Here is a 23,405-nt window from a genome sequence, read left to right as displayed (position 1 = left end):
TTTAAACCTGTAGTCACTTTACCCTATTTCCATAAAACCCAAACCCTCATAACAATGAAAAAAAATCTGCCAGGAATTTCCTTGTCCCTATTGGCCATGGTATTGGCCTCCGCATGTTCCAAAAATATGCGTGACGATCTGAAAACCGCTGCCGACGGTAAACTCTCTAACCAGGTGGTAGCTGCAGCAGTCAGCACCGACACTGCTAACATTACATTGAACTGGGGCACTACCTATCAGCGCATGGAAGGCTTCGGCGCTTTTGCCGGCCGCGCTACGCCTTTCTTTGAATCACCCAAGCGTGATACCATCATGAAACAGCTCTGGGGCACCGACGGCCTGCAGCTGAACATCGTGCGTGGCGAAGTGATGTATCACTATCCGTTCGACAAAACCACCGGCACGGTGACGATCCAGCCGGCAGGCACTACCATCGATATGGATGCTTCCAGCGCCGCCTATCAGGCACTCAACGGTAACCAGAAAGCACAACTGGCGCAACTCTGGATACTGAAGAAACTGAAAGAGCGTTACCAGGTACCCATTATGATTGCCAGTACCTGGACACCGCCGCTGTCGATGAAAAACAACACATCCCAGGAGAGCGCCAAAAACTTCAACGGCCTTAATTACAGCTGCTGCTCTACTGACTTCGCCAACTACGTGGCCGGCTTTACCAAAGCCTATCAAAACGAAGGGATCAACTTTTATGCGGTATCACCTAGCAATGAACCGGAGAATGTGTTCTCTGACTGGGCCGCTTCCTACTGGACTGCTTCCCACCTGGGACAGTTTATCTCCAACAATCTCCGTCCTGCTTTAAATGCCAAAGGACTGAATTCCGTGAAAATCATCTCTTCTGAAAATGCTGCCTGGGGCACCGCCAACAGCTTCCTGTCCGGCATGGACAAAAGCAATGTGGACATCCTCGCAGGCCACGGCTACGTAGAGATCGGGGACCTGATCCTCGGCAAACGCGGGCTGAACGCAAATCCGCAAACATGGAACTATGCCACCGGCAATCGCCCTACCTGGGTAACAGAAGCCTGCGACGACAGTGGCGTATACGATGCTACCATGACCGGCGGTTTGAAGCTCGCTATTAACATGCACAAATTCCTGGCGGAATGTAACGTGAACGCCTATGTGTATTGGTTAGGTATGCTGGCTATCCGTAACAACGAATCATTGATCTGTACCAATGGTGATGGTTCACTGGACTATCCTAAAACCTACGACGTCATGGGACAATATTCCAGGTTCGTACATGCTGGTTACTATCGTTTTAACTCCGCACTGGCCAACAATTCCACGCTGAAAGTTTCTGCCTGGAAAGACCCTGCTACCGGCAAGTTCAGCGTGGTAGTGGTGAATCCGGGTGGTGCTGAAACCCGTACCCGCATTAAGTTGTCGGGATTTGCCAGCAGCCAGATCACTTCTTACCTGACTGCTGATAATACTGCTGCTCACTGGCAACAAAGCGCGCCGGTGTCAGCACAGGCTGATGGCAGCTTTGTGGTGATAGTGCCGCCTGCGAGCGTGATTACGTTTACCGGAACTGCACAATGATATAGTGATCTATAAAATTCATAAAATCTATGAAACGCATTGAATGAATAAAACGCATAAAACGCATAAAACACATAAAACACATTGAATGCATATAATCCGTAAAACGCATTGAATGCATATAATCCATAAAACGGATTGAATGCGTATAATCCATAAAACGCATTGAATGCATATAATCCATAAAACCCAGGGCTGAAGCCCTGGGCTAAGATGTTGTTCAGTTTCTTTCATATTATCAGCTTTTTAGTCCACGTGGAACTATAACCTGGATTCGGGCATAGCCCGGGATTCGCGTAAACGATAGGACTTATCATCAAAAGAACTTGAAAAACATCGTAGCCCAGGGCTTCAGCCCTGGGTTTTATGGATTTATACGTTTTATGCGTTTTATGCGTTTTGTGAATATGAAATATCACCATCATCGCCAACATGTTATTTATATTAACCTAACGAACATCACTACCCGTTTTTTAACCCGGTTAATATCCGCCTATAACTCATCAATTTCATGGCACCTTGTTAATCCATACTCCGTTAAATTCGTAGAGTCGTTGTATATAGAGAGCATAAATCGAAGAACTGACGCCTGTGATATCAACCAAATAGAATCAATCTGCTCTTGTTTGCCAATGCCCGGCCCTCACCGGTATTGCCGGGTCACGTTATCCTGATTGCCATTTTCAACCCATAAAAACCACTTTATGAAATAGAATTTTTCCCTCTGTCAAAGACACCCAGTGTCTATGTCTACCCATTTCCTGCTGCCATGTGCAGCTATTACTGCTATTACACATACTGCTGCGGCGTGCTGCCGTGGATAGTACTTCTGTGTCCACATTTTAAACCAATTATATGTCAACTTTATCACGAAAGATAATAACGCTCTTGTTATGTCTGGTAGTCGGCTATGGGGCTAGTGCCCAGCAAAAGCCTGGACTGCCACCACTTCCGGATCATTGTACCTCCTCAAAAGCCATGCAGGAACTGTACAAAAAACATCCCGCTTCCCGGCAGGCTGCTATCAACCAGGAAGTACAGATTAAGAAAATAATAGCCGGTATGCGCCAACAGAGAGCAGCGCTGGCAGGGTCTGTGCAGTATACCATTCCGGTGGTGTTCCACGTTAATGATCCGGTGAATCCTTACAAGGTAACGATGGAGCAGGTCCGCTCTGCCATCGATATCCTCAACCAGGACTATAACCTGCTGAATGCGGATTACTCGTCTATCGATCCGCGTTTTATCGGACTGGCGGCCAACCTGCATATCACTTTCCGCTTAGCGGATATTGATCCGCAGGGAAATCCTACCAACGGTGTCACCTATCATTTTAATGATCTGGATGGCCGTTCGCCGGATGGTACCGGTTCTGCTGTAAAAAGCATCTCTTACTGGCCTGGCGAAAAATACCTCAATATCTGGATTGTGGGCGAGGTAGAAGAGAAAGGCGTGTATAACAATTCCGGATGGACTTACCTGCCGGATAACTGGGTAGCTTCCAATCATCTCGATGGTGTGGTGTACAACTGGCGTTATCTGGGAGCTCCCGGTGTGGGCAGTTCAGAAAATTTTCAACCTAATATGAAAAGGGTATTGACCCACGAAATAGGGCACTTCCTCAATCTGCAACATACTTTTGAAAACGAATGTACTGCCCCCGGTGATGAGGTAGACGATACGCCACCTACCAAGTCCAACTTTGGTGGTTGCAACCTCAATGCCAACTGGTGTGGCGTGGTTGCTAACACAGAGAACTATATGGACTATTCCTCCTGCCCCAAGATGTTCACTGCAGGGCAGAGCGATCGTATGCTGGCAGCTTTGACCGGTAATATCGCGCAGCGCAACAACCTGTGGAGCGCAGCTAATCTGGCTGCTACCCTTTTGCCTGATACTGCAAAAAGACTGGTAGCCAACTTTACCCTCTTCAATGAAAATGATGTCAATACCGGTACCATCACGACTGCGGATACACTGAAACTGCTCGGTGGAGCACAGTTTGCCGTTAGCAGTGGCAATCTGGTGGCAGGCACACATTTTAACATACAGAACGTACCCGCCGGCCTGACAGCGCAGATCCAGGTAATCAACAACAAAACAGCGGTCCTTACATTTAGTGGTACAGCGAGCCAACACGCAGCGGCCAATAATGCGGACAGTGTAAAAATTACTTTCCTCAATGCGGCGATACAGGGCGGTGCAGGCCCACTGCTCCGTAACTACCTTGTTTTCGGCATCCACTTCATCGATCCGTATAAAATTCATTATATAGACATGACCGATGCTACCATCACCAGCAGCTACCCATGGCAGTACATCGATTGGGGCTTTGGTGATGCTCAGTTCGGCGGTTGGTTCGATAACAATAAACTCCGTTTTGAGACCTACGAGAAAGCGGCCGTCTGCGAAGGCGCTACCCGCAATATCTCGCCGCTGGCGGAAAATACTATCATCGGTGACACTTCCAACTTCGTAGCAGGCGGTGCTTTCCCGAATGAACATGATGTTTACAGCGCTGCCTATACCAAATGGGCCGGCAAAACGGCTTATATCGGCCTGAAATTTACCTGGAACACTAAAACACGCTACGGCTGGATGCGTGTCACAGTAGATGCTGATGGCAAGAGATTTACGATGAAGGACTATGCCTGGAACGATGCGCCTAATGGCAGCATCAGGGCCGGTGACGCCGGTAAGCCCACTGTTGCCTGGTCGAGGACAGCTTTCCGGGAATCACTGCCTAACGATGGTGCGCTCCCCGATACCGCAGAGGTAAGTCTGTTAGGCAATACCTTTGCCATCAGTTCCGGTAACTTCGTCGCTAATACACACTACACCGTTAGCAATGTTCCCGCTGGCATGACCGTAAAACTCGCGGCACTGACTAATACAACGGCGCGTTTTGCCTTTATCGGTAAAGCTACCAGTCACGCTGTGGCGAATAGTGGTATCACCACCATCACCTTCCTGCCGGCTGCGTTCAGCAACCAACAACCACCGGACAGCAGCCAGAAAAATCTGAACATCAGTTTCCGTGATCCTTACCAGATTAAGTATGTTGACGTAGATGATGCTACCTACACTATCAATTTCACCAACAACTGGTACAAATTCTACCTGGACAATAATGCCGACTTGCCTTATGGCCTGTGGGCGGATAGTGGCAGGCTGCGGTTCGAAACCTATAAGAAACCGATGGTGACAGTAGGTAATACCCGAAATATTGCTAAGCTGGCGGCGGGTACGGTGATAGGTGATTCGTCCAACTTTGTAGAGGGAGGTGCTTATCCATTGGAGCACGACCTGACCAGCGCATCGTACACTACCTGGAAGGGGCAGACAGCCTATGCCGGATTCACCTTCTCTGCCGGCGGGGAAACCTTCTATGGCTGGTTCCGTTTCAAAGTGAATGCTAGCGGTAACACCTATACGCTGATGGACTATGCGTACAATACCATGCCTCACGGTAGTATCAAAGCAGGACAAACGTCATCTGCGCCTTCGCAGGATACCGGCTTCCATGTAACGGATTATTGCACCGCCAGCACGGCGTTGAATTACAATACCATCACACGCGTACGCTTCGCCAACCTGGACAACAGCTCGCAGTGGGACGGCTACAAGGATTTCACTGCGTTATCCGCTACCGTGGCTACCGGACAATCTTACCAGTTGCAGGTCAACCTGGGCGTGGAATACTGGCCCGACATTTCTGTAGCAGTATGGATAGATTGGAACGGTGACAAACAACTGAACGACACAACAGAAAAAGTCTATGTAAAACGCGGCAGTGGTCCGTTTAGCCAGACGATCACCGTGCCTGCCAATGCGAAGACCGGCGAAACCCTGATGCGTGTGCGCATGGGCTACGGCAGCAATGTGAAGCCCTGTGGCGTGGACGCTTATCAGGGAGAAGTAGAGGATTACAAAGTAAAAGTGACAGGCGGTTCTTCCCTGATGATGATGAAAGAAATGGTCGATAAACCAGTCCTCACGGCTACCAGTCCGTTTGATGACCGCATACAACTGTATTTCCAGTCTATCTGGGATGGTCCGGTGATCATCAGGTTATATGGTCTTGATGGCCATATCGTGAAAGAGCAAAGAGAGCAGGTGATCAAAGGCATGAACAGATTACAGGTGAACAGTCTTTCCTCCTTACCATCCGGTGTTTATCTGATAGATATCTCCCGTGGTTTTGAGCGCATCAGCGTGAAAGTGGTGAAGTAGTTCCTGACTAGCCAACCAATACCGGGCGTCTCATCAATAGATGAGGCGCCTTTTTTATGACGCGGATTCCAGGTGTATCACGCAGTTGAAGAGTGGGCATTCCCATTTACCATCTACTAATTCCAGGTGGGTAATGGAAGTGTTTTTCATGGGTGGCGGTGGTGGCAGGTGGGGCAGGAGATGTGCCAGCATTTGCCGGATAAAGCTGCCATGGGTGACGAGTATAATCTGTTTTCCTTTTTCAGTCGTGATGAGTTCATCCAGAAAGGACATCCCTCTTTCCAGTACGGAGGCATTGGGTTCCATGCCGAGGTCCTGCATTTTCCAATCGGGCCCCCACTTTTCCAGTCGCTCTGCTTCGGTGGTGCCTTCTATCAGTCCGCCGCCGGCTTCTCCGATGCGGGTGTCCTGCCAGATGGTGTCGATGCCCAGTTGTTCAGCCAGGATCGCTGCTGTTTGCCGTGCACGGATCAAATGGCTGGAGCAGACGATGTCCCATGGCTCGCCGGCGAGGCGTGATCCCAGTTTGCGGGCCTGTTCCAGGCCTTCCTCATCCAGCGGGATATCGGAATATCCCTGCAGGCGGCCGGCTTTGTTCCAGGATGTACTACCATGACGAATAATTGCAATACGGGTCACCATAAATGTCTGCTCGTTTTTTTAGGGTAGCAAAGATAAATAACAGCGCCGTAAATTCAGCCTTATGAGGCGGAAAGCGCAGGGATATTTTATATTTTTGACATATGGAAACAATGATCATACCCGCTGAGAATAGTCCAAGGCCCGAAAATACTGAAACACTGCCGGCCGAGCCGGTCATTATACACGATGGCTCTGGTGGCGCTTTTGAAGGCACGGAAACCGTATCAGAAGAGCGGGAGGATGGACCGGAGCGGGAGAAGCCCCGGCCTTATTGATATTAGTCGCGTTCGCTTTGTACGATCGTTGACAACAGGTTGTTGTGTACCGGTAACCAGCCCAGGCTGCGTGCTGCCACAGCTGACACGATACTGTTGGACCCCAGCCCGAATTGCGCGCCCTCTATACCCCAGCGGCGTACGGCTTCTTCTATTGTGATGGATGCCGTTTTCCCGCCGAAGCCCAGTGACTTGCTGATAGCTGTGGCTATTTCCTTCAGGGAGAGCATACCATTTTCTGCGTAATAAAAACTACCGGAGGGCGCATGTTCCAGCGTCAGGAGGTATAGATTGGCCAGGTCTTCAATATGCACGTTGGACCAGCGGTTTTCACCGGCGCCGATATATACGCCGTGACCTGCTTCCCGCGCGGCTTCTGTTAGCATAGGCACCTGTGCCGAATCTTTTTTGATGCCGGTACCGGTACCATAGATCATGGTCGGGCATATTACGCTATAGTGGCCTTCACCCGCCAATACAGCCCTGTCTATCGCTACCCGTGCAGCTTTTTCCAGTCGCGGTTTTTTGGGGATAAAAGTAAGTGGTTCGATGTTGGCGTAGGCGCCCTTTGCTTTATCGCCGGCAATGCTGGAGCCGGAAGTATGGATGAACTTTTTGCCGGTACCGGCTAATGCTTCGAGAATAGTGGCCACCACATAAGGATTGTCTGCTGAAGCAGTGTTGATCACCGCATCCGCTATTACCGCTTCCCGCGCGATGATCGCTTCATCATCGAGTGAACCGGCCACTGGTTGAATGCCCACGGCTGTCAGTGCCGGAAAATCTTTTTCATTTCTTGCCAGTCCATTGACCCGGTAACCTGCTTTCAACAGCCGGGCTGCCACAGCGCCGCCGATATAACCGGTGACACCCGTCATGAATACTGTTTTCATCTGTTGTCACTTTAAAAGATGGATGATAAAATATGATAGAAGCGAGTGTCCGACAGAATTTTCCTGGCGATGTTTTTGTGCAGGATTTAATCCTTACATTTAATCTAACCAAAAAAGATGCTGTTATGTTATCCTTGGAAAATATCAGTGAGTTGCTAGGTAAAGATAGCGATATACTTTTACAACACGAAAGCAAGACCATCTCCAAAGACCTGCTGCATTTGCCCGGACCAGACACGATCAATCGTATCTATCAGCCGTCCAGCCGCAATCCGCAGGTATTGCGGAGCCTCGGACAGCTATTTAACTCCGGCCGCTTGGCGGGCACTGGTTATATGTCCATCCTGCCGGTAGATCAGGGCGTAGAACACAGCGCCGGCGCTTCCTTCGCCAAAAATCCCGCATATTTTGATCCGGAGAATATTGTGAAACTGGCTATAGAAGGCGGTTGCAATGCCGTCGCTTCTACCTTTGGCGTACTGGCGTCCGTATCACGCCGCTATGCGCATCGTATTCCGTTCATCGTTAAAATCAATCATAACGAACTGCTCACTTATCCGAATAAAGCTGACCAGGTAATGTATGGCACCGTGCAGGAAGCGTGGAACCTCGGCGCCGCGGCAGTGGGCGCTACCATCTATTTCGGGTCCGATAATGCCGACCGGCAACTGGTGGAAGTAGCACAGGCCTTTGAACTGGCCCATGAGTTGGGAATGGCCACCATTCTGTGGTGTTATCTCCGCAACGACGCGTTCAAAAAAGATGTGGACTATCACCTGGCAGCAGACCTCACTGGTCAGGCCAACCATCTCGGGGTGACCATCCAGGCAGATATCATTAAACAAAAACTGCCGGAAGTGAATGGAGGCTACAAAGCACTTAATACCGGCACATCTTCTTATGGTAAACTGGATGAACGCATCTATACAGAACTGACCTCCAATAATCCGATCGATCTTTGCCGCTACCAGGTAGCCAACTGCTACATGGGCCGTATGGGCCTCATCAACTCCGGCGGAGCCTCACAAGGTGATGCTGATCTCGCCGATGCTGTAAGGACGGCAGTGATCAATAAAAGAGCCGGCGGCGTAGGATTGATCTCCGGCCGTAAAGCTTTCCAGCGGCCGATGAGAGATGGCGCCGCTTTGTTGAATGCTATTCAGGATGTGTACCTGAATCAAGAAGTGACGATTGCTTGATGCTCCTATGAGACGGAAGCTGTAGGAAAATAAAAGTCGTCTGAGATATCATCAAACAGGCTGCCCTGGAAGCTATGATGCTTTTAGGACAGTCTGTTAGGTATTAGCGTTTCAGTTAATCCACGCATCTGTAATATAAACCAGGTCGCATGGGCCTGGGATAGAGGTTGCATAGGTAATATCGGTACCTGATGCTGTAATCGTTTTTCCTGTGATCACAACATCACAGGTGCCCAGGAAAAGAGGATTTTCAAGGTAAATTCTGCTGGAAATCCGTGCTTCGGAAGCGAGTGTACCAGCAGTGATGGCCACCACCACAGTGGAGAACAATAGGATGTGAATTTTTTTCATAGTTATTGATTTTAAAAAGTTCAGGATGTTTAATTCCCTGGCTTAAAACACAACCAATCTTTAAATTGAAACTACGAAAACCCATCCCGCCTTTTGCGTTAAAGATGGTAACACAAACCATTATCGGGCCACTTAAACTGTTACCTCACCTGTCCACTTCCATACACAAACCATTTCTCCGTTACCAGTTTCTCCAAGGCAAAAGGTCCGCGTGCATGCAGCTTCTGCGTGGAAATGCCGATTTCAGCGCCAAGTCCGAATACGCCACCATCGGTGAAGCGGGTGGAGGCGTTGACGTATACCGCTGCGGCATCTACGGTGTTCAGAAACTGTTCACTTACAATAGGGTCGCGGGAGATGATGGCTTCTGAGTGACGGGAAGAGAATTCCTGTATATGAGCCAGGGCGGCTGTTGTATCAGGCACAATTTTGATGGAACATTTGAGCGACAGGAACTCGCGGCCGAAATCTTCCGGCTGTGCCTTGTGCAGATGCGGGTATTGTTGTGCTTCCAGCAGCGCGTAGGCGGCGGGTTCGGCGTAGATGTCTACGTCGTGCGCAGCCAGTTGCGGCGCCAGCAGGGCGATGAAGTCGGCGGCTACGGGCTCGTCTACCAGTACGGTGTCGAGTGCGTTGCACACGGAAGGGCGTGATACTTTGGCGTTGGTAACGATGATGGCCGCCTGTTCCAGGTTGGCGGAGCGTTCCACATACGTGTGGCATACGCCGGCGCCGGTCTCAATCACCGGTACGCGGGAGTGCTGGCGTACAAAGTCGATCAGCTGCTGTGAACCACGCGGGATGATGATATCGATATATTGGGAGGCTGTCAGCATTTCTGTGACCAGCGCGCGATCGGTGGGCAGCAGTTGTACGGCGTTTTCATCTGTATCGAATGCGCGCAGGGTTTCCTGTATCAGGGATACGAGGATGGTGTTGGTATGGATGGCGTCGGAGCCGCCGCGCAGCACACATACGTTACCGGAGCGGATGCAGAGGGCTGCTACGTCTACGGTAACGTTGGGGCGGGACTCATAAATGACGCCTACTACGCCGAGGGGCACTGTTTTTTTCTGTATCAGGAGCCCGTTTTCGAGATGGTTTTCCAGCAGCAGCTGATTGGCCGGGTCCGGAAGCCTTGCGATGTCCAGCAGACTGGCAGCGAGGCTGCGGATGCGCGGGGCATTGAGCAGCAGCCGGTCTTTCTTGGGGTCTTCATCCGGCATCAGCTCCAGGTCCTTTTTGTTTTCCGCCATGATAGTGGGGATATTTTCATTCAGGGTACGGGACAGCTGTTGCAGGAGCGCCTGCTTCTGCGCATCGGGCAGTGTGCGGATAGACATGGTGGCCTGCCGGGCCCTCTCTAGAAGGGGTTGGATCGTCATGATACATTTATTTATAATAGCACAATATCATCGGCATGTGCTACTTCTGTGTTTTGTGCTTTGTGATTTGTTTCCAGTATATCGGATGATATTTTAGCCCTGCCTACGGCGATGGCTATATTTTCTTCATTGACGATTTCTATCACTTCGCCGCATTCAAATTTTTCTATTACTTCCTTTACACCCACAGCGAGCAGGCTATGACGCTTCTCCAGCGCCTGTTGCGCGCCGGCGTCGATCAATATCCTGCCGGTGACGAGGCTGCCGCTGGCGAGCCACTTTCTGCGGGCCGGCATGCTGCAAGGCTGTGGCAAACAGAGGGTGCCGGTTTTACCGGCGATGGCGTTGAGGATACCGTCATCGGTACGGATACCGAAGATCACCACCCGGATGCCCATGCGGGTAGCCAGGCGGGCAAAGGTGAGCTTGGATACCATGCCTCCCAGTCCCAGCGCTGACTTTTCCTTGTCGGCCAGCGACAGGGCCGTTTTGTCGATCACGTCTATCTGCGGTACTACCTTGCCTTCGCGGTCCAGTACACCGGCTACGCTGGTGCTGAACAGCAGGAGGGAGGCGCCGAAACCGACGGCTATCAGGGTGGCCAGTTCATCGTTGTCGGAGAATTTCAGCTCCAGGCTGCTCACCACATCGTTTTCATTGGCGATGGGGATGATATTGCTGGCCCACAGTTCTTCGTAAGTACGCTTCAGCTGCAGGAACTGGTCCCTGTTGGAGAAATGCTGCCGCTCGCAGAGGCTCTGCGCCACGGCGATATTGTACGGGGCAAAATAACGGCTGTATTTACTCAACAGCAGCGGGTTGCCGATGGCGGCAGCCGCTTTTCGCTGACTGATGGTGCCTTCGTACTCCTTCATGTATTGTTTGCCTGCGGCCACCGCGCCGGAAGACACCAGTACAATATGATATTGCTGATGCAGTTCCGCCACCTGCCGGGCGATGCCGGCTATGACAGTTTCGTCCAGATCACCGTTGGCATGCGTGATAGACGCTGTGCCGAATTTTATGACTAGTATTGGTTTGCTCAAAGCCTTTCGTTTTAAAGGCTAAAATTAATACCTGATCCCGGAAATTCTAAATGTAAAATAAAACACACAGCCTAATAGCTAAAAAATGTGAACAGCTGGATAAATAACGGTCAAATCAGTGCAATACGGTAGCGGTATTTCTATATCTTTATAACTTCTTATATTTTAATCTCATTTTATGTTAGTGCGCCCGTTTGCCCGTTTGGCTTTTATGCTGATTTGTCCGCTTGTGTCCATAGCTCAACAAAAGCCCTCCCTTCCTCAACAATTTGCCGCCATTGCCAAAGCATCCAAAGGCACAGTAGGCGTCTCGGTCCTGGTGCTGGAAAATGGTGAAAAGGCAGGGTTGAATAATAACCGGCAGTTCCCGATGCAAAGCGTCTACAAGTTCCCCATTGCCATGGCGGTATTGCAGCAGGTGGACCAGGGAAAGCTTCAGCTGCAACAACCCGTCAAAGTATTACCATCGGACTACATTCCCCCATCCGGCCATAGCCCGCTGCGCGATAAATACCCTGCCGGCAATGTGGACGTATCGGTAGCGGAGCTGCTGCGCTACAACGTGGCCGAAAGCGATGGCTCGGCCTGTGATGTGCTGCTGCGCCTTATTGGTGGCACAAAGGTAGCCGATCGGTACGTGCATAGCCTGGGCATTAAAGATATGGCCATCGCATTGACGGAACAGGTACAGGTGCCCAATGAACCGATGCAGTACCAGAACTGGAGTACGCCCGATGCCATGACTGCCCTGTTTAAAAAATTCTACACGGGCCATGTATTATCTGATAGCAGCTACAATTTCCTGCTCGATCTGCTGGTGAATTCCGGGCCGGGAGCAAGGAGATTGAAAGCGCAACTGCCGAAAGGCACCGTGGTGGCACATAAGACCGGCACCTCCGGCACGGACAACGGCCTTACCCGCGCTACCAATGATGCCGGTATCATTACACTGCCCAACGGTCAGCACATGGTCATCTCCGTATTCGTCAAAGACTCCTACGCTGACCAGGAAACCCGGGAGAAGGTCATCGCGGATATTGCGAAAGCAGCGTGGGACCATTTTGTACATTAAGAAAGAAAAAATAAATAGCTTTGGCTTTTCTGCATCATGAAGATTTTAGTCATAGAAGATGAAGAACGCGTGGGAGCACTTATCCGGCGCGGTCTGGAAGAGCAAGGCTATACCGTTACACTGGCATGGGACGGGGAGGCAGGACTGAAACTGGCGCTGGGCGGCGGTTTTGATCTGGTCATTACCGATATCGTGTTGCCCCGTATCAACGGACTTGAACTGAGTCGCGCTATACGGGCGGCGCTGCCCTCCATTCCCATCCTCATGCTCACGGCGTTAGGCACCACCGATGATAAGGTGGAAGGCTTCGATGCCGGCGCTGACGACTACCTCGTGAAACCCTTCGATCTGCGGGAGCTGCTGGTTCGTATCCGCGCACTGCTCAAACGCACTCCCGCACCAGTTACGCCTCAATCCACGATGCTGAGGTATGCAGACCTGGAAATGGACCTGCAAACGAAAAATGTTACCCGCAATGGTCAGGAGATCAGCCTGACACCTAAAGAATTCCACCTCCTGGAATTTATGCTGCAAAACAAAGAAAGAGTGCTCTCCCGCGCAGAAATAGCGGAGAAGGTATGGGAAACACATTTCGATACCGGCACCAATTTCATCGATGTATATATCAACTACCTCCGCAAAAAGGTAGACAAAGCGTTCGACGTAAAACTGATCCATACCAAACCCGGTATGGGATTCATTTTTAAAGCAGGCTGACCATGAAGATCCGTAACAGGCTCACCTTATTGTTCACCGGTATGATAGCAGCCCTGCTGCTGCTGTTTGCCTGGGTGGTATATGTTTCGTACTCCCATGACCGGGAGGACGAGTACTACAAAACCCTGCAACAGCAAGCCGTTACGAAAGCCAACCTCCTGCTGGACGCGAAAGTCAGTCCTGAAGTGTTGCAACTGATCTATAAAAACACCGCTGGCTCCCGCTCCCAGGAGGAAGTAGCGGTGTATGACACCGCTTTTAACCTCCTGTACCACGATGCTGTTAACATCGATAAAGTAAAAGAAACCAAACAGATGATCGAAGAGATCATCAAAAGCCGGGAGATCACTTTCCATGCAGGACGCTTACAGGTAGTGGGTTTCCTGTATCCTCATAACGGTACCGACTATATTGTAACGGCCGCTGCGGAAGATGAATACGGGCTGCGGCAACTCCAGCATCTTTTCCGTACACTGGCCATCACCTTCCTGGTAGCGGTGGTATTTGTGTTCCTGGTAGCGCAGTTTTTTTCCCGGCAGGCCCTGAAACCCGTGTCTGATATGGTAGACAAGGTAGAGGAAATCACCGCCACCAACCTGGACCTGCGTCTCGCAGGCGCAGCAGGCAAAGACGAGATCGCCGAGCTGGCGCAAACATTCAACCGCATGCTGGACCGGCTGGAGCAATCTTTTGACGCACAGAAACAATTCGTTTCCAATATCTCCCATGAACTGCGCACGCCGTTAACCGCCATGATGGCGGAACTGGAGATCACCGCCTCCCGCGACAGACCAGCGGAAGAATACCGGCAGTCTATGCGCCATGCCATCGCTGATGCGCAGCGACTGGTAAAACTTTCCAACAGTCTGCTCGATCTGGCCAAAGCCAGCTACGACCCTTCAGAGATCAATTTCCGGGAAATACGGCTGGACGAGGTATTGATGGATGCGCGCAGCGCCATCTTACAGGCGCATCCGGAATATAAAATCAATGTCGTGTTCGAAGAGGCGGATGACGATGATATGGTATCTGTCAACGGCAACGAATACCTGTTGAAAGTGGCGTTTATCAACCTGCTGGAAAATGGCTGTAAATTTTCCACCCCGCCGGAGACCACGGTCACGGTCACCTGGTTCAAAGCCCATACTATCCTGCGTTTTACTGATGAAGGTATTGGTATGTCGAAGGAAGACCTGCCTCATATATTTACTCCCTTCTACCGGGGAGACAACCGTCCTTATGCTGATGGCAATGGTATCGGGCTGTCTCTCGCCCTTAAAATTGTGCGCCTGCACAAAGGCAATATCAGCGTGGTGTCCAAACCTGGGCATGGCACCACTTTTACGGTGGAGCTGCCGCATATTTAGCATGATGAATTAACGCATATTGGGATTGTCCCGGGATTGCGCATTTGGATTTCCATGGAATACGCATTTTAGGATCCCAGGGCTGAAGCCCTGGGCTAAGTTGTTATTCAGGCTATTTCTTTGTCATAGCTTTTCATTAACCGGGATATTCACCCAAGTATAGCCTGGAGCTATAGTCCCGTGAATCAGGATTATCCCCGGGTCATAAGACTTTAGGGTTATTGCTTCACTTTAGCACCTTATTCATTGAGATACCTGACAAACAACTTAGCCCAGGGCTTCAGCCCTGGGTTCCATGGGTTCCATGGGTTTCATGGGTTCCGGGGCACGGGTTCGCGGAAAATCGTGTTTAAAGGATATAAATCCCCCCATTACATTTCCACATCTAATGAATTTCTAATAACATTCTAAACCATCTCTAACGGCCGTCTTTGCCCGCGGTATGTACTTTTGCCGCGCTTACTGTAACAGATACACGAAAAACAGATCGTCATGAAAAGGTTTACTGCAGCTTGCGGCGCGGTATTGATGGCTGCGTCCTGTCATCATCCGGAGAAAGAAAAAGAAACGGTAACATGGGAGAACAGGGGAGATACAGTGGTGGTACCCGCCACGGCTCCTTTGTCGGCCAAACTACACTTGCTGACGGTAACGGAAAAGCCTTACCAGCTGCAACTATTGACGGCTGGTATTGTAAAAGCCATTCCTAATAACTACGCGGAAATAGCAGCGCCCTTTGCCGGCAGGGTGGTAAAATCGTATGTGCGTTTGGGTGAGAAAGTGAATGCGGGCGCACCTTTGTTCGCTATTTCCTCCCCGGATTTTTATGCGGCACAGAAAGCCTGGTTCCAGGCGAATCAATTATGCCAACAGGCGGTGCTGGCACAGCGCCGGCAGCAGGACCTCCACCAGCACGGTGTAGGCGCTGCCCGCGATCTGGAAGAAGCTAACACCAACCTGGCGGTACAACGGCAGGAGCTGGAGAATGCGGCTGCTGCACTGAAAGTGTTTAATGTCAACCCGCAACAGCAGGTACTCGGTGAACCGCTGATTGTCAGGGCTCCTATCGCGGGAGAGGTGATCAGCAATAAACTGGTCATGGGCCAGTTCCTGAAGAACGAAGAAGGCCCGGTGGCCGTGGTGGCTCAACTGGCGCAGGTATGGATAGCCGGGCAGGTAAAGGAAAAAGACCTGCGGTTTATGCATGAAGGCGATGCAGTACAGATGCAGGTGGCGGCTTTGCCCGATACCACTTTTACCGGAACGGTCTTTCATGTGGGGCGTACTATTGATGAAAACACCCGCGCGGCAGATGTGCTGATGTTATGTAATAACCCTGCGCATCAGCTGAAACCGGGCATGTATGCGAGTGTCAACTTTAAAGATGCGCCGGAGAAAGTGGTGACTGTTCCCGCCCGGGCGGTGTTGCAGGACAACGACTACAGTTATGTACTGGCAGAAGTGCGGCCGGGGACCTATGTGCGCCGCAAAGTCATTACCGGTGAAACTGCCGGTCAGCAGGTGGTCGTCCGCAGTGGCCTGCAGCCCGGCGATAAAATTATAGGCGAAGGTGCCTACTATCTCTCAGCAGTAAAATAAGCGGCTTTATGAAACAACTGATCGATACAGCTATACAAAAACGTTGGCTGATGGCTACGCTATTCGCCTTACTCGCCGCCGGCGGCTGGTACAGCTGGCAACAACTGTCGGTGGAAGCTTATCCGGATATCGCCGATGTTACTTCCCAGGTGGTGACGCAGGTACCCGGACTGGCAGCGGAAGAAGTGGAACAACAAATCACGATACCACTGGAACGGGCGCTCAACGGTATGCCGGGCATGCATGTGATGCGCTCCCGCTCCACCTTCGGCCTCTCTATGATCACCATCGTTTTTGAAGATGGGGTGGACGATTACTGGGCGCGGCAGCGCATCAAAGAACGGCTGGGCGATGTAACCCTGCCCTATGGCGCCCAGCCGGGGCTGGACCCGCTGACATCGCCCATTGGGGAGATTTACCGCTACATCATTGAAAGTGACCAGGTGGACCTGCGGACGTTGACAGACCTGCAAAACTGGGTCATCATTCCCCGTATCAAACAAGTGACTGGTGTGGCCGATGTGACCAACTTCGGTGGTATCACCACACAATACCAGGTGGAGCTGGACCCGCAGAAGATGGAACAGTACCATTTGCCACTGCATACCATCACTGAAGCCATCAACAATAATAACAGTAATAGTGGCGGTAGTGTGCTGGAACGCGGCGACCTGGGTTATGTGGTGCGCGGCATCGGCCTCATGAAATCGCTGGATGATATCGGCAAAACGGTGATACAGTCGCAGCCGGGCGTGCCCCTCTTTTTGCAGGACATCGGGAAACTGCGTTATGGCAATCTCGAACGTAAAGGCGTATTGGGTTTTACCGATCATCAACGCCACTATAGCGAAAGCATTGAAGGGATTGTGCTGCTGCTCAAAGGACAGAACCCTTCCAAAGTGCTGGATGGGGTACATAAAGCAGTGGAGGAGTTGAACAACGGTGGTCTGCCGCCAGGCGTGAAAATCCACACCTTCCTTGATCGTACCGCGCTGGTGAATACAACGCTGAATACGGTCACGCATACACTGCTGGAGGGAATGGGGCTGGTGTTGCTGGTGCTCATTGTTTTCCTGGGCAGCTGGCGCGCAGCGCTACTGGTGGCAGTGACCATTCCGCTGAGTTTATTGTTTGCTTTTATCCTGATGCATTTTACACATATACCGGCCAACCTGTTATCGCTTGGCGCGGTGGACTTTGGTATCATCGTGGATGGCGCCATTGTGATGACGGAAACGATGCTACGGCAACGGGAAGATCATCCCATGGAGATGCTGGAGGAAAGAAGTTTCGCGCAGAAGGCACGGTCGGTGGCACGACCGGTATTTTTCGCCACGCTGATCATCATCACCGCTTATCTGCCTTTGTTTGCTTTTGAGCGGGTGGAGAAGAAACTTTTCACCCCGATGGCTTTCACCGTAGGATACGCGTTGCTGGGCGCGCTGGCCGTGGCCCTGCTGCTGATCCCGGGTATGGCGTATATGCTTTACCGTAAGCCGCAGAAGTTGTATCATAACCGCTGGCTGGAAAAACTAACAAACCTTTATCAGCAAAAGATGGAGCGAGTAATGGACCGCCCGCGGCAGATATGGGCGCCACTGGCGCTGATATTGGCCGCCGCCGTAGTACTAAGTGTTACTGTGGGCAAGGACTTCCTGCCGCCGCTCGACGAAGGTTCTATCTGGTTGCAGGTACAGCTGCCGCCAGGCGTATCGCTGGCCAAAGCCCGCGAAATGGCCGACACTCTGCGGCAACGGACATTGCGGCATCCGGAGGTGACTTATATGATGACGCAGACCGGACGCAATGATGATGGCACCGATCCCTTCACTCCGTCGCACTATGAATGTTCCATCGGCTTGCTGCCGTACAAAGACTGGCCTTCCGGCAAAACCAAGCAGGACCTGATCAAGGAGCTGGCGGCGGACTATGCAGGCATGCCGGGATATTCAGTGGGCTTCAGTCAGCCGATGATTGATGGGGTGATGGACAAAATAGCCGGTGCACATAGTGAACTGGTGGTGAAAGTATATGGTAAAGATTTCCGGGAAACACGGCGTACAGCCGAAGCCGTAATGGATGCCCTGGCCACTGTACCGGGGGCTGCCGACCTGGCCATTGATCAGGAACCGCCGTTGCCACAGCTGCAGATACAGGTCGACAGGGCCGCTATTGCCCGCTATGGATTGAACATCAGCGATGTAGCGGAACTGATAGAAGTGGCTATCGGCGGAAAAGCCGTAGGGCAGATATTCTCCGGCGACAGGGTGTACGATATCAGCTGCCGTTACCAGGAAGACGCCCGTAATACACCAGAAAAGATTGGTAACCTGATGCTCACCAATGGCGATGGTGTGAAGATACCATTGTCGCAAGTGGCCAAAGTACAGCTGGCCACCGGCGAAAGTACCATCACACGGGAGATGGGACGCCGGCACCTGACCGTGCGGCTGAACCTACGTGGTACTGACTTGACCACTTTCCTGCGTGCCGCTCAACAGCGGATAGATCAGCAGGTGAAATACAACAAAGACAATATCACCATAGCGTGGGGAGGACAGTTTGAGAACAGGAACCGTGCTTACAGCCGGCTGGCGATTATTGTGCCGGTAGCGCTGGGGCTGATGTTTATCTGGCTGTATGCCGCATTTGGTGTGGCCCGCCAGGCGGCGTTGATCCTTACCGTAGTGCCGTTAGCGTTATTCGGTGGTATGCTGGCGCTGAACGTGCGGGGCATGACGCTCAACGTATCATCCGCAGTGGGTTTCATCGCGTTGTTTGGCGTGGCTATCCAGAACGGGGTACTGATGGTATCGCAGATGAACCAGTTGCGCGGAGAGCTGCCTTCCCTGAAAGCGGCAGTGATACAGGCTGCGAAAGACCGTTTCCGGCCGGTATTGATGACTGCTACGGTGGCCATGCTGGGCCTGTTGCCCGCATCACTGGCTACTGGCATCGGTTCCGATGTGCAAAGGCCGCTGGCCACCGTGATTGTATATGGACTGCTGTGTTCCACGCTGATCACGCTGTTTGCTCTGCCAGCGCTTTATTACCTGGCAGAGAGAAAAGGTGTTAACGAAACAAATTGATTTTTATGAAGACAAGAGGGCTGTTGTTTTTATGGCTTTTATATAGCGGCATTGCCGCCGCGCAGGAAAAACAGCTGGACTTTACCGCTTATCTGTCCGGCGTCAGACAGCACAACCTGGGATATGCCGCAGAGAAGTTCAATATGGACGTGGCGGCCGCCAATGTGCTGATGGCGAAAGTCTTTCCTGATCCGGAAATCAGCGCCGGCGTGTTTGACAATGGTCAGCGCCGGATGCAGCAGGGATATGGTTTCAGCAGTAGCATTGGCTATACGCTGGAGCTGGGTGGCAAAAGACATGCACGGATAGGCCTGGCCAAGAGTGAGCAGGAGGTGGCCCGTTACCTGCTGGAAGACTACTTCCGCAATCTGCGGGCAGATGCTACGCTGGCGTTTTTAAACGCGATGCAACAGCAACGGGTATACGATATTAAGATGGAGGCGTATCAGTATATGCTGCAGCTGGCGCAGGCGGACAGTATCCGTTTCAAAGCAGGCCTGATACCCGAGGCAGACGCACGGCAGTCGCGCGTGGAAGCGGGGATGCTGCTCAATGAAGCGTTTGGCGTGGCTGCTGAAATGAAAACGGCACTGGTGCAATTGCATGAGCTCATGGGCGCCTACCGTGGCGATACACTGTCAAATCCTGTTGGCGACATGGGCCGCTTTGAACGGAGTTTCTCGTTGCCGGAGCTGGTCACCCGTGCGCAGGAGGAGAGGGCGGACTTGCTGGCGGCGCTGCGGCAGAAAGATGTATCGGTGAAAACGTTGCAGCTGGCGAAGGCGGCCAGGATGATAGACCTGGGACTGACCCTCGGTGTCAATAACGCGGCGGTAGTGACTAACGTGGTCGCACCTACGCCATCGATGAACACCGTATCAGCAGGTGTCAGTCTGCCGCTGAAGTTCTCTAACCGCAACAGGGGAGACCTCCTCGCTGCCAATGCCGGCGTACGGCAACAGGAAATGGTGTACCGGCAAACGTTGTTGCAGGTGCAGACGGAAGTAACGACGGCCTGGTTCAGCTACCTCGGCGCCGGCCGGCAGCGGCAACAGTTTGACAATGGGCTGCTCGAAGAAGCTAAAAAGGTGCTGGAAGGCCGCCGCTACAGCTATCAGCGGGGAGAAACCTCTTTGCTAGAAGTGCTCAATGCACAGCGGACCTATAACGATGTGCAACAACAATATTATGAAACCATTTATCGTCACGCTTCCGCGCTGGTAGAACTGGAAAGGGCTGCTGCGGTGTGGGATATTCAATTCTGATTGTATGAAAATAACAGCAGGTATCTTTTTGTTGCTTTTGGTGATGTCGGGCGCAATGGCGCAGGAGCTGCCGTCTTTCTCCCTGCAAGTGAAAGCCGGTGTACAACTGCCACGGGTATACGGTGCTGCAAAAGACAGTATATCTGGTTACGCCACATCCGGATGGATGGCGGGATTGAGCGCACTGTCACCTTTGGGGAAATCTATCGCTTTAAAACATGATGCCTTCCTGGCTATTCGGAAAAGTGAATCGCGGCTGGACTTGTTTCCCGTGAGCATCGCTTACCGGAAGTACAACCTGGAAGTGTTTGCGGGGCCGTATATGGGCATTTTGCTGCGCTCCGATAACTACGGGAACGGCACTATGGACAAAGGTTACGCTACCAAAAATGACTTGGGGTTTACTATCGGGGCCGGATATACGTTTCGTAAGCGGGTCAGCGCAGAAGTCAGGTATGTACAGGGATTTGCGCCACTGGGGGAAAATGCGGGAACGAAGGACCAGTTAAAGGCACACCGGCAGTACGTGGCGTTTACGCTGGGCTATGTCTTGTTCTAAGGTCTGATAGGAGCGGTTATTGGTTGGGTATATAGGCTTGCGTGGCCGGTTAAGGGCAACGCAAGCCTATAGTCAGCCTAGGTAGTAGCGCAGGCAGCCATGAAAGGGTAGTCGATGAGCCCCTTGGCGCCACCTTCGTAGAAAGTGGATTTATCTGCCGGTGCAAAGGGTTGTTGTTGCGCGATGCGGGCCACCAGGTCCGGATTGGAGATGAACGGCCTGCCGAAGGCAATGAGGTCGGCGCTGAACTGTTGCAGTGCGTCCAATGCGGTATCAGTGTTATACCCACCGGCAAGAATGAGCCACTGGTGAAACTGCTCACGCAGTAAAGCAGTAAACGCCGGAGGTATAGGCGGGTGGCCGTTGGTGGACTGATCAGAGAGATGGATGAAGCGGATTTTCAGCTTATCCAGCTTGGTGGCCAGGTAGCAGTAGGTAGCGGTTTCTTCTTCGTAAGGCGACAGGCCGTTCAATGAAGCGAAAGGCGAAAAGCGTATTCCCACACGGTCGGCGCCGGCGATGGCCACCATGCCTTCCAGGATGCGTAACGGCAGCCGGCAGCGGTTTTCAATGCTGCCGCCGTATTGGTCGGTGCGTTGATTGGCCGCAGGATGAATAAACTGCTCCATCAGGTAACCGTGGGCTGCGTGCAGCTCTACGCCGTCAAAGCCTGCTGCCAGGGCATTACGGGTAGCCTGCATATGAAGATGGTACATCTCTTCCACCGCTTCGGCGGACAATGCCTCCGGCACCGGCAATGTTTGTGTGCCTGCCGGCGTGGAGATAGTGCCTGCTGCGGCAATGGCGGAAGGGCCTACCGGCGACAATCCTCCGGGGATGTTCAGCGTGTGGCCAATGCGGCCGGAGTGCACCAGCTGTATGAATATTTTACCGCCCTGCTGATGTACAGCATCGGTGACTCTTTTCCAGCCGGCGACCTGTTCTTTGCTGTAGATGCCGGGAAGCAGGGAGATGCCCATGCCATTGCGACTGATAACAGTGCTTTCGGCAATGATAAGGCCGGCGCTGGCGCGCTGCGCGTAGTAGCGGGCCAGCAGCTCGCTGGGCACGCCTTCGTTTTCCACCCTTCTTCTGCTCATAGGGGCCATCACAATCCGGTTGGCCAGCGAAAGGACCGGCGTGGCTATTGGTTCCAGTAGTTTCATGATTTTTTACTTTGCTATTGCAAAAGTAGCGGCGCCTTTATCGGTGCCGTCGGTACAATCCGGGGATTCTGTTGTAATTTTGGAGGCTATGGGAGAGAGAAACCTGCATATGCCTTTTGAATTGTTTGAGGCAGATATGAGCGAGTGGGAATCACGCCCGCTGGTTTATTATTTTTTTGAGATCATCCATATATGGGAAGGCGAAGGCACCCGTGTGGTGAACCAGAACCGCTTTCCGTACAAGCCGGGCAGCGTGATCCTGTTTACGCCCCGCGATTGCAGAGGCTTTGAAGTCACAAAACCCACCCGTTTTACGTCGGTGCGGTTTTCTGGCAACTTCTTGGAGAAACAGCATTCCAGCGAAGAGCGCCGGCGCATCTGCGAGTGGCTCAAACAACTGGAGTATGTTTTCTTTCAGCATAACCGGCATGAGCCGGTGTTGATCAAGCATACGGATGATTGCAAGATGATCACGGCGCTGATCCGGAATATGGTGCAAGAATACCAGCACCGGCCACCGTATTACGAAGCCAATTTGCAATTGTATGTGGCGCTGTTGCTGAATATCATTGCCCGCAATGTGTCGGAAGAAGTGGAGATGGCGGGGACAGAAGGAACGGAGCCGCTGATCGGCCGGATGATCGCGCATATCCGTCAGCATATCTATTATCCTGATCAGCTGAAACTGGAAGCGTTGGCCGCGAAGTTCAACCTGTCTGTAAATTATATAGGCGAGTTTTTCAAGAAACAGACGGGGGAGAGCATCCAGCAGTTTATTATCAGTTATAAGCTGAAACTGGTGCAATTGCGGATAGAAAACAGCGGTCTTACGATCGGGGAGATAGCCGATGAACTGGGTTTTACCGATGAAAGTCACCTGAGCCGGCTGTTCCGGAAATATTATGGTATAAGTCCGGCGATGTACCGACGGAACAAACTCGCGGAAAAAGCAGGCACAGCTATGTAGTCATCTCCCGA

18 protein-coding genes are annotated in these 23,405 nt (G+C 51.9%); 12 read left to right on the top strand and 6 right to left on the bottom strand.

The window, feature by feature from the left end:
* Positions 1 to 54 precede the first annotated feature (54 nt).
* Positions 55 to 1,569, top strand: coding sequence for a glycoside hydrolase (locus tag HHL17_RS26430; protein WP_206156179.1), 1,515 nt, complete (start codon positions 55 to 57; stop codon positions 1,567 to 1,569).
* Positions 1,570 to 2,424: 855 nt separating this feature from the next.
* Complete coding sequence (locus HHL17_RS26425; protein ID WP_169227840.1) at positions 2,425 to 5,802, top strand: M43 family zinc metalloprotease; 3,378 nt, start codon at positions 2,425 to 2,427, stop codon at positions 5,800 to 5,802.
* 54 nt (positions 5,803 to 5,856) lie between these two features.
* On the opposite strand, the gene HHL17_RS26420 is transcribed toward HHL17_RS26425, so the two are convergent.
* On the bottom strand, positions 5,857 to 6,444 hold the full coding sequence (locus tag HHL17_RS26420) for a histidine phosphatase family protein (protein WP_206156178.1): 588 nt from the start codon (positions 6,442 to 6,444) through the stop codon (positions 5,857 to 5,859).
* A gap of 101 nt (positions 6,445 to 6,545) precedes the next feature.
* On the opposite strand from HHL17_RS26420, the gene HHL17_RS26415 reads away from it, so the two are divergent.
* A complete protein-coding gene (locus HHL17_RS26415; protein ID WP_169227839.1) occupies positions 6,546 to 6,719 on the top strand; it encodes a hypothetical protein in 174 nt (57 codons plus the stop codon).
* Between the two features lie 2 nt (positions 6,720 to 6,721).
* On the opposite strand, the gene HHL17_RS26410 is transcribed toward HHL17_RS26415, so the two are convergent.
* Complete coding sequence (locus HHL17_RS26410; protein ID WP_169227838.1) at positions 6,722 to 7,612, bottom strand: NAD-dependent epimerase/dehydratase family protein; 891 nt, start codon at positions 7,610 to 7,612, stop codon at positions 6,722 to 6,724.
* Between the two features lie 125 nt (positions 7,613 to 7,737).
* On the opposite strand from HHL17_RS26410, the gene HHL17_RS26405 reads away from it, so the two are divergent.
* A complete protein-coding gene (locus HHL17_RS26405; protein ID WP_169227837.1) occupies positions 7,738 to 8,811 on the top strand; it encodes a class I fructose-bisphosphate aldolase in 1,074 nt (357 codons plus the stop codon).
* 111 nt (positions 8,812 to 8,922) lie between these two features.
* Here HHL17_RS26405 and HHL17_RS26400 read toward each other — a convergent pair whose 3' ends face one another.
* The 3 genes from HHL17_RS26400 to proB all read right to left on the bottom strand — a co-directional run bounded on the left by HHL17_RS26400 (position 8,923) and on the right by proB (position 11,593).
* Positions 8,923 to 9,162, bottom strand: a complete 240-nt coding sequence (locus HHL17_RS26400; RefSeq protein ID WP_169227836.1) for a hypothetical protein — start codon at positions 9,160 to 9,162, stop codon at positions 8,923 to 8,925.
* Positions 9,163 to 9,302: 140 nt separating this feature from the next.
* Positions 9,303 to 10,547, bottom strand: a complete 1,245-nt coding sequence (locus HHL17_RS26395; protein ID WP_206156177.1) for a glutamate-5-semialdehyde dehydrogenase — start codon at positions 10,545 to 10,547, stop codon at positions 9,303 to 9,305.
* A gap of 11 nt (positions 10,548 to 10,558) precedes the next feature.
* On the bottom strand, positions 10,559 to 11,593 hold the full coding sequence (gene proB / locus HHL17_RS26390) for a glutamate 5-kinase (RefSeq protein ID WP_169227835.1): 1,035 nt from the start codon (positions 11,591 to 11,593) through the stop codon (positions 10,559 to 10,561).
* Between the two features lie 178 nt (positions 11,594 to 11,771).
* On the opposite strand from proB, the gene bla reads away from it, so the two are divergent.
* The 7 genes from bla to HHL17_RS26355 all read left to right on the top strand — a co-directional run bounded on the left by bla (position 11,772) and on the right by HHL17_RS26355 (position 21,261).
* Positions 11,772 to 12,665, top strand: coding sequence for a class A beta-lactamase, subclass A2 (gene bla, locus HHL17_RS26385; RefSeq protein ID WP_206156176.1), 894 nt, complete (start codon positions 11,772 to 11,774; stop codon positions 12,663 to 12,665).
* Positions 12,666 to 12,701: 36 nt separating this feature from the next.
* Positions 12,702 to 13,382, top strand: coding sequence for a response regulator transcription factor (locus HHL17_RS26380; RefSeq protein WP_169227834.1), 681 nt, complete (start codon positions 12,702 to 12,704; stop codon positions 13,380 to 13,382).
* 2 nt (positions 13,383 to 13,384) lie between these two features.
* On the top strand, positions 13,385 to 14,749 hold the full coding sequence (locus tag HHL17_RS26375; protein ID WP_169227833.1) for a HAMP domain-containing sensor histidine kinase: 1,365 nt from the start codon (positions 13,385 to 13,387) through the stop codon (positions 14,747 to 14,749).
* A 492-nt stretch (positions 14,750 to 15,241) separates the two neighbouring features.
* Positions 15,242 to 16,348 carry an efflux RND transporter periplasmic adaptor subunit gene (locus HHL17_RS26370; protein ID WP_169227832.1) on the top strand — a complete coding sequence of 369 codons (1,107 nt, stop codon included), beginning with the start codon at positions 15,242 to 15,244 and terminating at the stop codon, positions 16,346 to 16,348.
* Positions 16,349 to 16,356: 8 nt separating this feature from the next.
* The gene (locus tag HHL17_RS26365) at positions 16,357 to 19,437 is read left to right on the top strand and encodes an efflux RND transporter permease subunit (RefSeq protein WP_169227831.1); all 3,081 of its coding nucleotides are present in this window, start codon (positions 16,357 to 16,359) and stop codon (positions 19,435 to 19,437) included.
* 5 nt (positions 19,438 to 19,442) lie between these two features.
* The gene (locus tag HHL17_RS26360) at positions 19,443 to 20,702 is read left to right on the top strand and encodes a TolC family protein (RefSeq protein ID WP_169227830.1); all 1,260 of its coding nucleotides are present in this window, start codon (positions 19,443 to 19,445) and stop codon (positions 20,700 to 20,702) included.
* A gap of 4 nt (positions 20,703 to 20,706) precedes the next feature.
* A complete protein-coding gene (locus HHL17_RS26355) occupies positions 20,707 to 21,261 on the top strand; it encodes a porin family protein (RefSeq protein WP_169227829.1) in 555 nt (184 codons plus the stop codon).
* Between the two features lie 77 nt (positions 21,262 to 21,338).
* On the opposite strand, the gene HHL17_RS26350 is transcribed toward HHL17_RS26355, so the two are convergent.
* Positions 21,339 to 22,427 carry an alkene reductase gene (locus tag HHL17_RS26350; RefSeq protein WP_169227828.1) on the bottom strand — a complete coding sequence of 363 codons (1,089 nt, stop codon included), beginning with the start codon at positions 22,425 to 22,427 and terminating at the stop codon, positions 21,339 to 21,341.
* An 88-nt stretch (positions 22,428 to 22,515) separates the two neighbouring features.
* On the opposite strand from HHL17_RS26350, the gene HHL17_RS26345 reads away from it, so the two are divergent.
* Positions 22,516 to 23,394: an AraC family transcriptional regulator gene (locus HHL17_RS26345; protein WP_169227827.1), complete on the top strand. Its 879-nt coding sequence runs from the start codon at positions 22,516 to 22,518 to the stop codon at positions 23,392 to 23,394.
* Positions 23,395 to 23,405 lie beyond the last annotated feature (11 nt).

Origin of the sequence: Chitinophaga fulva, from assembly GCF_012927205.1 — a bacterium.
GTDB lineage: Bacteria > Bacteroidota > Bacteroidia > Chitinophagales > Chitinophagaceae > Chitinophaga > Chitinophaga fulva.
This window is presented reverse-complemented; position numbering and strand designations above follow the sequence as displayed.